11 protein-coding genes and 1 tRNA gene are annotated in these 15,522 nt (G+C 50.8%); 9 read left to right on the top strand and 3 right to left on the bottom strand.

The window, feature by feature from the left end; genetic code table 11:
* The first annotated feature begins 81 nt into the window (after nucleotides 1–81).
* The 5 genes from BCF53_RS19335 to BCF53_RS18300 all read left to right on the top strand — a co-directional run bounded on the left by BCF53_RS19335 (nucleotide 82) and on the right by BCF53_RS18300 (nucleotide 5,093).
* Nucleotides 82–2,028: a hypothetical protein gene (locus tag BCF53_RS19335; protein ID WP_207902786.1), complete on the top strand. Its 1,947-nt coding sequence runs from the start codon at nucleotides 82–84 to the stop codon at nucleotides 2,026–2,028.
* Complete coding sequence (locus tag BCF53_RS18315; RefSeq protein WP_132704083.1) at nucleotides 2,025–2,549, top strand: hypothetical protein; 525 nt, start codon at nucleotides 2,025–2,027, stop codon at nucleotides 2,547–2,549. Before BCF53_RS19335 ends, BCF53_RS18315 begins: the two co-directional genes overlap by 4 nt.
* Nucleotides 2,550–2,766: 217 nt before the next feature.
* A complete protein-coding gene (locus BCF53_RS18310) occupies nucleotides 2,767–3,012 on the top strand; it encodes a Trp family transcriptional regulator (RefSeq protein ID WP_132704081.1) in 246 nt (81 codons plus the stop codon).
* Nucleotides 3,013–3,021: 9 nt separating this feature from the next.
* The gene (locus BCF53_RS18305; protein WP_132704079.1) at nucleotides 3,022–4,413 is read left to right on the top strand and encodes an anthranilate synthase component I family protein; all 1,392 of its coding nucleotides are present in this window, start codon (nucleotides 3,022–3,024) and stop codon (nucleotides 4,411–4,413) included.
* Between the two features lie 14 nt (nucleotides 4,414–4,427).
* The gene (locus tag BCF53_RS18300; protein WP_132704077.1) at nucleotides 4,428–5,093 is read left to right on the top strand and encodes an anthranilate synthase component II; all 666 of its coding nucleotides are present in this window, start codon (nucleotides 4,428–4,430) and stop codon (nucleotides 5,091–5,093) included.
* Nucleotides 5,094–5,189: 96 nt separating this feature from the next.
* Here the strand turns inward: BCF53_RS18300 and glyA are convergent, their stop codons facing one another.
* Complete coding sequence (gene glyA, locus BCF53_RS18295) at nucleotides 5,190–6,452, bottom strand: serine hydroxymethyltransferase (RefSeq protein WP_132704075.1); 1,263 nt, start codon at nucleotides 6,450–6,452, stop codon at nucleotides 5,190–5,192.
* Between the two features lie 471 nt (nucleotides 6,453–6,923).
* Complete coding sequence (locus BCF53_RS18290; RefSeq protein ID WP_132704073.1) at nucleotides 6,924–7,634, bottom strand: gamma-glutamylcyclotransferase; 711 nt, start codon at nucleotides 7,632–7,634, stop codon at nucleotides 6,924–6,926.
* A gap of 176 nt (nucleotides 7,635–7,810) precedes the next feature.
* Here BCF53_RS18290 and BCF53_RS18285 point away from each other — a divergent pair, with 176 nt between their 5' ends.
* The 4 genes from BCF53_RS18285 to BCF53_RS18270 all read left to right on the top strand — a co-directional run bounded on the left by BCF53_RS18285 (nucleotide 7,811) and on the right by BCF53_RS18270 (nucleotide 14,938).
* Nucleotides 7,811–10,771, top strand: a complete 2,961-nt coding sequence (locus tag BCF53_RS18285) for a bifunctional diguanylate cyclase/phosphodiesterase (protein WP_165901992.1) — start codon at nucleotides 7,811–7,813, stop codon at nucleotides 10,769–10,771.
* A 306-nt stretch (nucleotides 10,772–11,077) separates the two neighbouring features.
* Nucleotides 11,078–12,760: an energy-dependent translational throttle protein EttA gene (ettA, locus tag BCF53_RS18280; RefSeq protein WP_279389146.1), complete on the top strand. Its 1,683-nt coding sequence runs from the start codon at nucleotides 11,078–11,080 to the stop codon at nucleotides 12,758–12,760.
* Between the two features lie 71 nt (nucleotides 12,761–12,831).
* Entirely contained in the window at nucleotides 12,832–14,790 is a 1,959-nt protein-coding gene (locus BCF53_RS18275; RefSeq protein WP_132704067.1) for a putative bifunctional diguanylate cyclase/phosphodiesterase, read from the top strand.
* A 63-nt stretch (nucleotides 14,791–14,853) separates the two neighbouring features.
* Nucleotides 14,854–14,938: transfer RNA gene (locus tag BCF53_RS18270), tRNA-Leu, on the top strand.
* Between the two features lie 58 nt (nucleotides 14,939–14,996).
* Here the strand turns inward: BCF53_RS18270 and BCF53_RS18265 are convergent.
* Nucleotides 14,997–15,458, bottom strand: a complete 462-nt coding sequence (locus BCF53_RS18265) for a helix-turn-helix domain-containing protein (protein ID WP_132704065.1) — start codon at nucleotides 15,456–15,458, stop codon at nucleotides 14,997–14,999.
* Nucleotides 15,459–15,522 lie beyond the last annotated feature (64 nt).

Genomic DNA, 15,522 nt, shown 5'->3' with positions numbered 1-15,522 from the left:
CGAAACTCTTCTGAATAAGCTTGGGTTTTCTTGCGTGCCATAGTGCACCTCCTATCTAACTATAGAAGGTGTCTACTAAATGTGGGTAACTCGGACATCAAACGCCAAGCACTGGTATTACTGGCAATTGCAAACAAGCCTGTATGTAACTCGAAGAACTCAAGCTTAATCCATGAATGGCTTCATGAAATCCTTGCCGGGACCCCGCCTAAGTTTAATGTGCAAATTCCGGTGCTCTTTGAGATTGCTGCTCAAATAACTGGGAACTTTGAAAGTTTTGCATCGCTCTATCTGAAAACAATTCAACCATCGACATCCAAAAGGTATAAATTGCTGGAAGCATTTGCCAAACGCGGAGGGCCTTTCTGGTTTGCCATTTGGGAGCAATTGAATAAGCACCCTAAGTTTGAAAAAGAGCTAATCTCACTTGATTGGGCAGCACCTCAGAAGCCGGTCAATGCCAGCGGTAGTAAGCAATCGTTACAGCGTGTTATCGGCTCTGCCGACAATGGTTTTGAATATGAACATGCGCTCATTAAGCTCGGCCTTTCGTTAGCAAAATTACTTGAGAAAACTCCAGCGGCCTATGAGAAATCACCTAGAGAAATATCTATCACTATTAGTTCTGAAGATTCTTGGTCAGAGCTCTGGCAACAGTCAAATGAAATAGTAGCTCTAAGCTTAATTGAGAAGGAATTTAGCGTAGATCCTAGGTTCAAAGTTCCTGACTGGATTGTTGACTCTAATTCGGATAGCCATTTAGGTGATGAAGCAAAGCTCTACTGGGTAGGGACAGTATTACGAGCAGCAGCCCTAGGAGGAACTGACTACACAGGCAATCGCTGGAAACAGAGTAAGACAACAGCTTATAAAGGGGTTCGCTCTAACTGGTATAAACGGCGCATGGGTATGATGCATTCTCCGGAGAATTTGGTAGGTGAATACAGCACTGTTAGTTCCTGGTTCTCTGACTTACTTTGCCGTTGTTTGCAATGGCCTGGCTTTGAGTCAACCTATGTTAAGAGTCAAGATATTTTAACAATAGATGGCCTGAGTTCGTTCAAGCGGATCCTCAAATTGCGGCTGACACAATTAAACACCTTAGTTTGTAGTGCATCCAACTTGCCTGCGATACCATCCGTAGTCGATAGAAAGCGTTCACCTACCCCAGAAATCGATCGTTTGTTCAGGCTCGTGACTGTTCAGCAGCTAATGCCTTATCAAGATGATTTTTCTATGGCTGGTATAAAATTAGATGATCCGAAATACAAGGCACGCCATACAGAACACTTATCTACCGTATGTAAAATTGTTACTAAGACTTTAGAGGCGAAACGAGCTTCTGAGACTGTTGAGTCTGGCGAAAAATCTTATGCAGATTTGATAGTTTTTCCTGAACTATCTGTACACCTTGATGATGAACGAATCATTAAAAGGCTTGTTGATCAGACAAAGGCCATTGTCTTCGCTGGTTTAGTCTTCAAAGATCACCAAGGAAAGCTTGTAAACGTCGCGCGTTGGTTCATTCCTGATTACAGAGATACTGGACGCCAGTGGGTGATCAGAGATCAAGGCGAAGAAAATCTTACAAATATAGAAAAGTCTCTAGGCATTACATCTTATCGACCTTGCCAGCATTTAATCGTAATTGACGGATTCAAAGATGGCCCTTTCACATTAACTGGCTCAATTTGCTACGATGCCACTGATATCAAACTAGCAGCAGACCTCAGAGACAAAACCGATCTTTATGTGATTGCTGCGCACAATCAGGATGTAAGTACGTTTGATAATATGGCCGCGGCTCTCCAGTACCACATGTACCAGCATGTCGTCATTGCTAATATAGGGCAATTTGGTGGATCTACTATACAAGCACCATACAAAATACCCTATGAGCGACTGATCTCTCATACACACGGCTCCGATCAAATCTCTATTAACATCGCTGATGTCGATTTAGCGGCTTTCCGGCGCGAGGTTAAAAAGTACCGAGAAGTTAAAACAAAACCAGCAGGTATGAAATGAATATAAACACCACTCCACTTCGCATTGAGTTTCTGATATTAGGGCTTCAGGCATCGATATGGATGTTCCTTTGGAGCGGGCTTTCAGTAAAGGAAGTTTATCACTTAGTTATAAGGGCTAAAGACGTTGGAGTGATTGTTAGCTTTGCAGTAATTGGCTTTGCATACATTGCGGGGTCATTAGCAGACGCAATTACAGGAGCAGTCGAACAACTGTTAAACACCTGGGTTTATAAACGTGAAAAGAATGAAAGAGCTTCAGATTTCTGGCTGGACTACCCTGAAGCCTCTGCTCAATTAATGGATCGATACTTCGATTTACGTATGCTGCGTGGGACTATCCTTAATGTTTTCATTACCTTAGTAGCATCAATGAGCACTGGTAGACCATGCATTATCAGCATAGGGATAGGTGCTTTACTGGTAGCAATTGTCTTTGCCTGGCATTTCAGACGGGCAAGCCTTTCAAAAAGGTCTGATAAACTAGCGTCCCTGGCAAAGCGCCGTTCAGAGCAAGCTTAGACCCTTACAGGCCTTGCCCCACACTTAAGTCTAAATATGAACCTAGAAGCGGCCTGTTCAGAGATACATATCATTGTTCAAAGTTACGTCTCACTGTTCAAAGATACGCTTCATAGTTCAAGGTTATGTGTCACTGTTCAAAGTTATGCTGAAATCAACAATAAATAATTAAAAACCAGCGTTGACTCTACCGCAAATTGTTATAGCATACTAGTACATGAATACAGACAACTCTTTTAAACAACAACTGGCCGATCACCTGCTCAACGCTACCAGCCGCGAACAGATGGATGAACGATTACAGCAACTGCTGACGCAAACCGAATATGAAGAGGTTTGTAAACGCCTGCAAATTTTGGTGCTGTTAAAACAGGGTGTACCGCAGCGCAAAATCGCCGAGCAGCTGGGCGTCGGCATCGCCACCGTTTCGCGCGGTGCCCGGGCATTAAAAGAATCAGACTAAGAGAACAACATGACCATTGAAGAAAAGTTTTCGCTGCCGCGCAAACCCCAATACATTAAAGTAACAGACCAGTGCGATTTTTTTGAGCTGTTCAAAAAGGTCGAAAAGAAATTCGACAACTGCATCATGCTCGAATCGCTGGGTGAAGAAAGCCACATCGCCCGCTATTCCATCATCTGCTTCGACCCGGAAAGAATCATCTACGCCAATGGCACAACACTGACCATTGAAGAGCGTGACGGCAGCCAGGAAAACATTGAAAGCGAAAACCCCTATTTAATGCTGCGCGAGCTGATGCCGCAAAACATCATCTCCCGCATGTATTGCGGCGGCCTTTCGGGCTACATTGGCTACGATGCCATGAACTACTTTGAACCGACGCTGAGCATTCAGCGCAGCGAGCTGTTCGATGCCTTCCGCTTCGGCCTGTTTAAAGACGGGCTGGTGCTCGACAAGATGACCGGTGAAGTTTTCTACTTCTATTACACCGATAATCGCATTGATATTGTCGAGCAACTGCTGAATGAAAGTTACACCGGCAACGGTGAGCTTAAAATCTCTAACTTCCGCGATGGTATGACCCAGCAGGAGCACGCTGAGGCGGTGATGAAGGTGAAGCAGGACATCATCGACGGCAAGATATTCCAGACCGAGGTCGGCTTTAAGAAGTACTTCGATATGGAAGGCGACAGCATCAACCTGTATGAAAAGCTGCGGGATGTGAACCCGTCGCCCATGATGTACTACGTGAAGTTTGGCGAACAAAAACTGATCGGTGCCAGCCCGGAAATTCTGTTCCGCTTGCGTCAGGGTGAAATGGATACCTTCCCACTGGCCGGTACAACACTGCGCGGCAAAACCGCAGAAGAAGACACCGCGCTGGCGCGCAAGCTGCTCAACGACCCGAAAGAAATTGCCGAACATAACATGATTGTCGACTTGCACCGCAACGACATCGGCCGCGTCGCCCGCTTCGGCACCGTCAAGGTACGCAGCCTGATGGACATCAAGCGCTTCAGCCATGTCCAGCATATCTCCAGCGAGATTGTCGGCATTATCGATGAGAAGCACGATATGTTTACGGCCCTGGCCAGTAACTTCCCGGCCGGCACTCTAACCGGCGCGCCGAAAATAGAAGCGATGAAGATCATCGACAATTTAGAGATTGACGGCCGCGGCCCATACGGTGGCGCGGTGGGTAACTTCTCGTTTAATGGCGATTGCACCTTTGCCATTCCCATCCGCACGGTCTTTGCCAATGGCAAACAGGCCTATGTACAAACCTGTGGTGGCAACGTTTACGATTCTAACCCGGCCGATGAATACGAAGAGATCAAACGAAAGTTTGCCGGTACCAAAAAAGTGCTCGACCTGTTTATGACTGAAAGCGAAAAGGACTGAGGAAACCCCCTGTTATGAACGTACTCATTATTGATAACTACGATTCCTTCACCTTTAACCTTTACCAGTTTATTGGCGAAATTTTAGCAAGCGAAAAAAACCGCGGCGCGTTGGAACAGTTCGAAATTACTGTTAAGCGTAACGATGAAATCAGCCTGGATGAAATTAAGGCGCTGAACCCGGACCGCATCATAGTGTCACCCGGCCCGGGCAGCCCGGACGACCCGGAATACTTTGGCGTATGCGCCGATGCAATTATGGAATTAGGTAAAACCACGCCGTTGCTGGGTGTTTGCCTGGGCATGCAGGGCATCGTTCACTGCTTCGGCGGTGAAGTCGTTAAGGCGCCATTGCCGATGCATGGCAAAATCAGCCCGATTAATCACGATGGCACGGGCGTGTTTAAAAACCTGCCCGACCAGCTCGAGGTGATGCGCTATCACTCCCTGATCGCCAATCAGGCAAAACTGCCGAGCTGCTTACGGGTAACCTCAACGGTAGGCACCCTTACCCAGGAAAGCTTTAACGATCGTGAAAAGATAAAATCCACCCACCCGGAAGACTTCGAGATTATGGGGGTCGAGCATTTTGATTACCCGATTCATGGCATTCAGTTCCATCCGGAATCGTTTGCGACCGAGGGCGGTAAAGACCTGATTCGAAACTTTTTGTTCGTCTGAACTGAGCGAGCCAATCGCCCTCCCGCCCCGCCATAACCACACGGGCACAAAAAAGCCGGCAATCGCCGGCTTAATAACATCGGGCTAACTCAGGTCTTATTTATAAACCGGCAGCTTGCCACAGATATCCAGAACTTTACCTTTCACTTCTTCGATTGCCGCGTCTGCATTGCCGCTTTCCAGGCCATCCAGTACATCGCAGATCCAGCCAGCCAGCTCACGGGATTCCGCTTCTTTAAAGCCACGACGGGTAATCGAAGGCGTACCGATACGCAGACCCGAGGTTACAAACGGTGAACGCGGATCGTTCGGTACGGAGTTTTTATTCACGGTAATATTGGCTTTGCCCAGAGCGGCGTCTGCGTCTTTACCGGAGTATTCTTTACCGATCAGATCCACCAGGAACAGGTGATCTTCAGTACCGTTGGAAACAATGTTGATGCCTCGAGCCATGAACTCTTCAGCCATCGCTTTGGCGTTTTTCACAACCTGTGCCTGATACGCTTTGAATTCAGGCTCCATAGCTTCTTTGAAGCACACGGCTTTCGCTGCGATCACGTGCATCAGCGGGCCGCCCTGGCTTTCTGGGAAGACGGCGAAGTTCAGCTTCTTATTCAGATCTTCGTCTTCTTTAGCCAGAATCAAGCCACCACGCGGGCCACCCAGTGTTTTGTGAGTGGTGGTGGTCACAACATCGGCGTAAGGCATTGGGCTTGGGTAAACGCCTGCGGCAACCAGGCCTGCAACGTGCGCCATATCAACGAACAGTACAGCGCCTACTTCGTCAGCGATCTTGCGGAAACGCGCCCAGTCAACCACCATCGAGTAAGCCGAGAAGCCAGCCACGATCATTTTTGGCTTGTGCTCACGCGCCAGCGCTTCAACCTGATCGTAATCGATCTCGCCGGTTTCCGGGTTCAGGCCATACTGAACTGCGTTATAGATACGGCCAGAGAACGATACAGGGGCACCGTGAGTCAGGTGACCACCGTGTGCCAGGCTCATGCCCAGTACGGTATCGCCAGGCTGACATACCGCCATATATACCGCAGCGTTTGCCTGAGAGCCGGAATGCGGCTGAACGTTGGCGTATTCGGCACCAAACAGCTCTTTCGCACGATCAATCGCCAGCTGCTCAACAACGTCTACGTGCTCGCAGCCACCGTAGTAACGCTTGCCCGGATAGCCTTCAGCGTACTTGTTGGTCAGCTGAGAACCCTGCGCCTGCATAACACGCGGTGAGGTGTAGTTTTCAGAAGCGATCAGTTCGATGTGCTCTTCCTGACGCACTCGCTCCGCTTCCATGGCCTGCCACAAATCGGCATCGTAATCGGCAATGTTCATTGTCTTTTCAAACATGTGTCTCTCCGCATTGTTTGTAGAACCGTTTTTTAGTTTCATCTAGGTTGTGGCAATTGTACGCATGAACCGCTGATTTTGGTTTTCAGATAGCGCTCAAGCACATCCATGTGTCGCTCAGCGGCAGACATCCTGTCTGCCGATGTATCTGAAAACCAAAATCAGCGATTCACGCTTAATACAGCGCCGCACTGAGCAATTTGGTAGGGTGCTTCTATTTGAGTGCATCAGCCGAAAGGGAATTCGGCTGCTGAGCGACACATGGACGTGCTCGAGCGTCACTCAAATAGAAGCACCCTGCCAGATTGCGTACTTTCCACAAAAAAACTAGAAAACGATTCTCAAAAATAGTCCAGGCAGTCAGATTTTGATCAGAAAATCAACAGCCCGTGAAAGCAGGGTATTGTACACAAAGGCTTTTTCAATCCCAGTCACAGATCTGCGATATTTCGCAATAATCTGTTCTGAAAACTACCCGCTGGCCTGTATTTTACGAACCTGACGCGCGTAGCGTTCAAGTAAAGTATCTTCAATGCCGAGAGACTGCAGCGCCTCCAGTGTAGAAAACAGATAATCGGCTGCGCCACCCAGTGCCCCCTCACCATGGGCGAGGTCGTGACAGCGCTCCTCAAAGCTCAGGTGCGCAACATAGTGCGGGTAGTTGGTATCCATCAGAAAGGCAATTGCGTATACCGGCTCGGCTCGGCCGGTTTGTACCGGCAGCCAGGTTGGCTTGTACGCACTGGCGAGCATCTCGCGTGACCACAACACATCCAGCTCGCTTTCAATGTGTTCATCGGCAACCCGCAGCGCCCGCCCCCTGCAGCTATGCCCCTGCTCCAGCCCCAGCACCAGCCCAGGCTGTTCTTTGCTGCCACGGCCAATGTAGGTACGCAGCGTGAAATCGCGGTGATACCCCTCCAGCTGAGCATCAATCTGTTCGGAAATATGAATAGCCGGGTTCCACAGCAACGAGCCGTATGCAAAGACCCACACCGAACCATCGCGATTCGGATTTTCAGCCAACGTCTTACGCCAGCTGGCCTGCCTTTCCGCTTTACTGGTCAGGTGGATTAACCCCTTGCGCTCCGCTTCGGCGGCAATCTTTTGAAACAACCCGTTTTTGATGGCTTCTCTGTTAAATGGCGTCATAAAAAGGTTAAAGATGGAATGTAAACCCACATTAGCGGCCTGCCTATCGCTAAACAAGCCTAAACTTTCAATATAAACAGCAGACTGTTCCGCACCATTTCAAGGTAAACGCCACATTAGTTAACACTTCCGCCACATTAACGAGTTGAAATTGATATAAATCAGTCCAAACTGCAATAACATCCTGTAAGGAAATGGGGCTTATCGTGACCTTTTCTCGTCAACATGCGCTGCAAGCGCTGTTATTTTTTTCCGTTTATTACTGTTTTGCATCGCTATCGTTGCTGTTAACGCGTGCCGATCACTCTATGGCCCTGCTTTGGATGCCAAATATTGTTACCGGCCTGTTGCTGGTTAAACAACCGTTCGAACGCTGGCTTGTCATTGCGATTGCGATAGTCGCCGGCAATATCGCTGCCGACCTGCCGTTTTCAAACGAACTGGCAAAAACTGCCTCGTTTGCCTGCGCCAACCTGATACAAATACTGATCACCGGTTACACACTGCGCCTGTATACCGACTTCGATAAGCTACTCAACCGGCCGAACGAGTTTTTCAAAGCCATGGTGCTTTCCTGCCTTGTTGCGCCGGCCGTTGGCGGGTTCGCCATCTCCGTGCTGTTCTACCTGCAGGGAGATCCAGCGGTTGCAACCAATTGGGTGGCCTGGATGAACGCCAAGCTGATCGGCGGCCTGAGCCTGTTTGGTATCATGATCTGCTGGCTCAACATGGGGCCCAAAAAGTTCGCCGAGAGATTATTGTCACCCGTCACCCTGAGTGTATTCGCCAGTTCAGTTGCGGCAATCTATATCGCCTTCAATCAATCCACTGAGCCTTATCTGCTGGCCTTCCTGTTACTAATTATTGTTTCTATCTGGTCTTATTTTCGGGTTACTTTACTGATTTCCACCATGGCGCTTATGCTGCCTGTGCTATCCACGGCAGAGCAGTTCGGCACGGCAAACCCGATCTACCTGTTTATCTATCTGGGCATCGTTTTCCTGTTCAGCAACCTGTTTGGCATTAAGCTGCACGAGTTACGGCAGAAGAAAAACCTCTATCAGGATTTATCCATAGAGGCGCGCTCCATTTACGAACGTACACCGATGCCACTGCATTCCATCGACAGCAAGGGCTACCTGGTTGCTGTGAGCGACAAATGGCTGGACCTGCTCGGCTATAGCCGCGAAGAGGTGATTGGCCGGAAATCCAGCGATTTTCTGACGCCGGAATCGGCCAGAAAAGCCGTCGAAGAAGTGCTGCCGGCATTCTATGAGTCGGGCTATATCAACAATATTCACTATCAGTTTATCCACAAAGACAGCAGCCTTATCGATGTCGAGTTGTCTGCCATCTTCATTGAAGAAGACGGTGAGGGCCGCTCTTACGCGGTACTGGATGATGTCTCCCGTGAAATCCGGCTCGCAGAGAAGCTGCAAGAAGAGAAACACCTGCTGGAGATTACCGTAAACTCCATGGGCGACGGCATGGTGACCACCGATGAGCACGGCATTATTACCTACATTAACCCGGTGGCTGAACTGTTGGCCGGCATCACTCAGAAAGAAGCCGTTGGTGAACCGTTTGAAAACGTCATACGTCTGTTCGACAGCCAAACCGGCAAAGCGATTCACGACCCTACCGCTATGGCCATCTCCAAGAAAGCCCGCATGGGCATACCCGAAACGGCAACCCTGAAAAGTAAGACCGGAGATATTTTCAGTGTGCAGGATTCGGTATCACCGATCATTGATGACAAAGGCGCCGTCCATGGCGCTGTCATGGTCTTTCAGGATGTTACCGAAACACGGGCAATCTCAGAGAAGATGTCTTATCTGGCACAGCACGACATGCTCACCAACCTGCCTAACCGGGTACTGTTTACCGACCGGCTCGCGCAGGCCTGCGCGAATTATAAGCGCACCAATGAGTGCTTCTCGCTGCTGTTCCTGGATCTGGACAACTTCAAGACCATTAACGATACCCAGGGGCATTCGGTGGGTGACAGTGCATTGAAACATGTCGCTGGCCGCATTATGGCCTCGTTGCGTCAGACCGATACCGTATCGCGCATCGGCGGCGATGAGTTTCTAATTTTACTGCAGGGCAGCATGAGCCTGCTGGATACCTCACGTTTCTGCTCCAAACTGCTGGAAAAGATCGGGGAGCCGCTGATTCTCGACGGGCGCACCCATGCTTTGGGGGCCAGTATTGGCTTGGCCTCTTGCCCGAAAGATGGCTGTGACCCGGAAACACTAATGCGCCGCGCTGATGTCGCCATGTACCGGGCGAAAGACCTGGGCCGCAACCAGTTTGCGTTCTATTCCAAAAAGCATGAAGAGCAGCTCAATGAGCGCATGAAATTAGAGTCTGAACTGCGTGAGGCTATAAAAGACAAAGACATTCAGCTGAATTATCAGCCTATTGTTAAAGCCGGCACCTACGCTATCGCCTATGCCGAAGGGCTGTCGCGCTGGACCAATAAAGATGGCGTCTCTGTTTCGCCGGCGGTGTTCATCTCCGTCGCCGAGGAGTCACAGCTGATTCATGAACTGGGGGCAATGACCTTCCGTCAGGCCTGTATTGCCATGAAGTGCGCACTATGCAAAAAGAACTCACCCTTCAGTAAGCTTTCCATCAACATCAGCGCACTGGAACTGGCTAAAGAAAGCTTTATTGAAGACATTCAACGCATCATTTCTGACGAAAAAGCCAAAGCCGAATGGTTTATTTTTGAGATTACCGAAACCTCTCTGATGCAGAACCCCGAGCAGAATCTGCAAACCCTGCTCCGGTTGAAAAGGCTGGGCATGACGATCGCCATCGATGACTTCGGCACCGGCTACTCGAGCCTGAGTTACCTGAAGCGCTTCCCTGTCGACATTATTAAGATTGACCGGGAATTTGTCCGCGATTTCCACATCGACAATCAGGACCGGCACTTTGTCAGCGTAATCGTACAGCTGGCGAAAATACTGAAGATAAAAGTCGTTGCAGAAGGCGTTGAGAACCAGCATCAGGCCGAGGCACTCAGTGACCTGGGTTGTGATTATCTGCAAGGCTTTTACTTTTCCAAGGCTGAGCCGTTTGGCCACTTTACAGAAGCTCACGTTGAAAGCGATGGCTCCAACGTTATCACCATCCAACGCCCGTTCCGTAGCAACTGAACAGCTGCCTGCTGCTGCTCCGGTAAACCCGGCTGGAGCAGGCAATAACCCTACTGTCAGAACCTGATTGAAGCACAGCTCAGGCAAGCATTACGAATAGACGAGTTCTGCACCTTGAAGTGAACGCCCAACTCTGGTCTCATTCTCCGGCTTGCATTCTTTAATTGATAAAGCCAAGACTAACCTCTAATGGGTTTCTGCATTTATACTGGCACTTTATCAGGAACCGTAAGCGTAAAGCGGCAGCCCTTGCTTACACATTAACGAGCAGACATCAGCAATTCCAACACTCAGAGGTCACCCAAATTGTCTAAAGGTAATAAAACAGGACAAACAGGTTCTTACGTTTTCACAATGAATCGCGTCGGCAAGGTTGTGCCGCCAAAGCGTGAAATTCTCAAAGACATTTCATTATCCTTTTTCCCCGGGGCCAAGATTGGTGTTTTAGGTCTGAACGGTTCCGGTAAGTCGACGCTGCTGCGCATCATGGCCGGCATCGATACCGACATCATCGGTGAAGCCCGCCCTCAACCGGGCCTGAACATCGGTTACCTGCCACAGGAGCCGGAGCTGGACGACAGCAAAACGGTGCGTGAAGTCGTCGAGGAAGCGCTCGATCACATTAAAGAAGCTCAGGTTAAGCTGGAAGCCGTATACGCAGCCTACGCAGAACCGGATGCCGACTTCGACAAACTGGCCGCCCAACAGCAGGAGCTGGAAAACATCATCAACGCCGCCGACGGCCACAATATGGAAAACCGTCTGGAGATCGCCGCCGATGCACTGCGCCTGCCGGAGTGGGATGCAAAGGTTGCGTATCTTTCCGGTGGTGAACGCCGCCGTGTTGCGCTGTGCCGTCTGCTGCTTTCCAACCCGGATATGCTGTTGCTCGACGAACCGACCAACCACTTGGATGCCGAATCCGTCGCCTGGCTGGAGCGCTTCCTGCACGAATACCCGGGCACTGTGGTGGCCATTACCCACGACCGTTACTTCCTCGATAACGTTGCCGGCTGGATCCTCGAACTTGACCGTGGCCACGGCATTCCGTTTGAAGGCAACTATTCACAGTGGCTGGAAGCCAAAGAGCAGCGCCTGTCGATGGAGTCGAAGCAACAGGCTGCGCACGATAAAGCCATTAAATCGGAGCTGGAATGGGTACGCCAGGGTGCCAAAGGGCGTCAGTCTAAATCCAAGGCCCGTCTGAAGCAGTTCGAGCAGATGAACTCCACCGAGTTCCAGACCCGTAATGAAACCAACGAAATCTACATTCCACCTGGCCCGCGCCTGGGTGACATCGTGATTGAAGCAAGCGACATCGCCAAATCCTTCGATGGCCGCCTGCTCTATGAAGACCTGAACTTTACCGTACCACCGGGTGCGATTGTCGGCATTATCGGCGGTAACGGTGCCGGTAAATCGACCCTGTTCAAGATGATTGCCGGCATGGAACAGCCGGACAGCGGTAACATTCGGATTGGCGACACGGTGAAGCCCGCCTTCGTCGGCCAGATGCGTGAGCTTGATGGCGATAAAACCGTCTGGGAAGAAGTCTCCGACGGCATGGATATGATCACCATCGGTGGCTGGGAAACCTCATCGCGCGCCTATATTGGCCGCTTCAACTTTAAGGGTGGCGATCAGCAAAAACTGGTGAAGAATCTGTCCGGTGGTGAGCGTAACCGCCTGTTCCTGGCCAAGCTGCTGAAAGAAGGCGGCAACGTACTGCTGCTCGACGAACCGACCAACGACTTGGACGTGGAAACACTGCGTGCACTGGAGGAAGCCCTACTGGCCTTCCCGGGCGTTGCCATTGTTATCTCGCACGACCGCTGGTTCCTCGACCGCATCTCCACGCATATTCTGGCGTTTGAAGGCGATTCTAAAGCGGTATTCTTCGAAGGTAACTACACCGAATACGAAGAAGACCACAAGAAGCGCACCGGCAATGACGGACCTCACCGCGTGAAATACAAGCGCATCAAATAGTTCGGCTATGCTTGTCACCGGAGGCAGCCCGCTGCCTCCCATACCCTTCGCCACTGAGAGGCCTTTAAGAAATGTCAGCAAACCAAGCCAACGTTATCCTGCAAGCCTTTAAACCACTGCTTATCGGGTTAGTCACTGCAGGGTTCGTCTCCGGAGGCTTGGTGATTCTGGCAGTCTGGCTGCTGATCAGCCAATTCAGTGCGATGTCCGGTTTCATGGCCATCGTGCTGATTACCTGTGCACTGATGAGCCTGCTCATGGCGTTCCGCTTTTATGCCAGAATTTCCCTGCAACTGGCGCAGAACGATCAGAAACACCTGCAAAATGCGCTGATTCAGGCTAAAGATATGCTCGACACCAGCAAGCAGCTGCGCGACGACCATGTGCTGCTGCAGTCGCTGCTGCAAAACCTGCCCTTCCCGGTCTGGCTGAAAGACCGATTCGGTCGTTATCTGGTATACAACCAGGCGTTTGTTCAACAATGGTGTGGCGGCACCGATGCCAAGGGTAAAACCGATGAAGAACTGCTCAATCCGCAGTTGGCCGAGGCCTTTAAGACCTCCGATCAGCTGGCACTGAACAGTCAGCAACCGCAGAAGCTGGAGTTAAAACTGGAGCTGACCGACCAGCCCGTCCGCTGGGTGCGCATTGAGCGCTATGCCCTGATCGGTGATGACAATCAAGCCCTCGGCGTACTGGGGTTTTCTCAGGATGTTTCCACCTATAAAGACTCGTCCGCTCACGCCAGCGACCGCAACCTGGACCCACTCACCGGCTTTGCCAGCCAGTCTGGCCTGAGCCATCAAATCGAAAACACCCCAGCTCTGGCACAGACCCGCTGGTGCCTGAACATCGATATTGACCACTTTAAGGTGCTCAACGATTCTCTCGGCCAGGAAAGTGGCGACGCGCTGCTGCTGGAAATTGCCGAGCGCATCCGCCAGCAGAGTGAAGACAACGACTTTATTGCCCGCCCCGGTGCGGATGAGTTCGTGCTGTTCTGGCAGGAGTCTGACCGTACCGACAACGAACAACGGCTGAGCACTCTGTTTGAACAGCTTCAGCAGCCGATAACGCTCGGCAACAGCCAATACAGCACCACCTGTTCAATCGGCGTCGCGCGGTCACCGGATCACGGCCAAAGCCTGAAAGCGTTGCGCCAGAACGCAGGGGTTGCGCTGTTCAATGCCAAAAAGCACGGCCGCAATCAGGTGCACTGGTATCACACCGGCTATGAAGGCCAGGCTAATCGGCGGCTGGACAAAAACCAGTTGCTGCATCAGGCGGTGAAGCTGAATAACTTCGAGGTTCATGTACAGCCGCGAATTAACTGCCGAAGCGGAGAAATTCAGGCGCTAGAATGCCTGGTGCGAATTCCTCAGGCAGACGGCCAGCTGCTCTACCCGGGCGCCTTCATCGAGCTGGCAGAGCAAAACGGGCTGATTCGCCAGATAGACAGCTACATGCTCAAATACGCGCTGCGCCAACTGAACGACTGGCTGCAGCAGGGCATAGAGCCCTTGCCGCTGGCGGTCAATTTGAGTGTACAGAGCATCAATGATGCGCTGATTGAGCTGCTATCGCAGTGGCAGATGAAAAATGCTGATGTGTTTGAATACCTGGAAATAGAGTTGACCGAGCACAAGCTGCCAGAAAACGACGACCAATTTGCCGAGACTCTGGCCAACATCCGCGAATTCAACATCCGGCTGGCACTGGATGATTTCGGCACCGGCTACGCCAACCTTTCCCGCCTGCCCGAACTGCCGTTCCAGATGCTGAAACTCGATCGCAGCTTCATCACTGAGCTGCCGCATTCGGAAAAACAACAGGCCGTCGTGAAGTCGGTGATCGACCTGTGTATGACTCTGGGCATACAGGTTATCGCCGAAGGTATTGAGACCGAAGAAGAACTAACAGTGATCAACGATTTGGGCTGCAGTTACATTCAGGGCTTTGTTTACGCCAAGCCCAAAATCATCACCAACATTGAAGATTGGATCGCCGGAAAAAAACTAACGGAACAGTAACTTTATTTTGCTAAGCGCTTGATTAGAAAAAAGAAAATCTCTATTATGCGCGCACTCTTCGGAGCGGACGTGGTGAAATTGGTAGACACGCCAGATTTAGGTTCTGGTGCCGCAAGGTGTGAGAGTTCGAGTCTCTCCGTCCGCACCATTTCAGCAGCAAACAGTCGCTGCTGACTCTGTCTAAAAGCCCCCCTTTTTTCAAAACCTCATGCCTTACCTGTACTGAGCTTTCTGAGTGTTTGATCCGCAAACATATAGGCCGCACGCTCGTCAAAATAACCATCGATGCTTTTATGCGCCAGCACGTACTGATAGGTGGCCACCGTCACTGCCAAACCTTCAAACTCCGTCAGGTCACGCTCCATTTTTGAGTTGGTCAACTGCTTTACCTTCTGCGCAATCTGCAGCGCTCCGGCATCAATCGCTACCGAGCGCCGTAACGGCTCGCCCTGACCAAAGGCCAGCCAATCCAGCTCCACCTCTGTACGCCTGGCAATCTGCGCGGCGCGCGACAGGCTCGGCTCGGAGCCTTTCAGGTACTTGCGGATCAGGCTTTCACTCAGCGCAACCTTGCGCGCGAAGGCAGATACCGATGAAGAGCCGATGAGTACGCGCAGGCGGTCAGCAAAACAGCTGAATTGATTTTCCGGGTTGGTTTCAGAGCTCATGGGTTACCGCTGACAAACTAAGTAAGAGAGTAACGCCATTATTAACGCTGTGCCGGCCAGGTCA

Source organism: Reinekea marinisedimentorum, from assembly GCF_004341165.1.
GTDB classification, from domain to species: Bacteria; Pseudomonadota; Gammaproteobacteria; order Pseudomonadales; family Natronospirillaceae; genus Reinekea; species Reinekea marinisedimentorum.
This window is presented reverse-complemented; position numbering and strand designations above follow the sequence as displayed.

What these genes read in the sequence shown, in the direction of transcription:
- BCF53_RS18315 (WP_132704083.1), top strand. Translation starts at nt 2,025, where the DNA reads ATGAATATAAACACCACTCCACTTCGCATTGAGTTTCTGATATTAGGG.
- BCF53_RS18310 (WP_132704081.1), top strand. Translation starts at nt 2,767, where the DNA reads ATGAATACAGACAACTCTTTTAAACAACAACTGGCCGATCACCTGCTC.
- BCF53_RS18305 (WP_132704079.1), top strand. Translation starts at nt 3,022, where the DNA reads ATGACCATTGAAGAAAAGTTTTCGCTGCCGCGCAAACCCCAATACATT.
- BCF53_RS18300 (WP_132704077.1), top strand. Translation starts at nt 4,428, where the DNA reads ATGAACGTACTCATTATTGATAACTACGATTCCTTCACCTTTAACCTT.
- glyA (WP_132704075.1), bottom strand. Translation starts at nt 6,452, where the DNA reads ATGTTTGAAAAGACAATGAACATTGCCGATTACGATGCCGATTTGTGG.
- BCF53_RS18275 (WP_132704067.1), top strand. Translation starts at nt 12,832, where the DNA reads ATGTCAGCAAACCAAGCCAACGTTATCCTGCAAGCCTTTAAACCACTG.
- BCF53_RS18265 (WP_132704065.1), bottom strand. Translation starts at nt 15,458, where the DNA reads ATGAGCTCTGAAACCAACCCGGAAAATCAATTCAGCTGTTTTGCTGAC.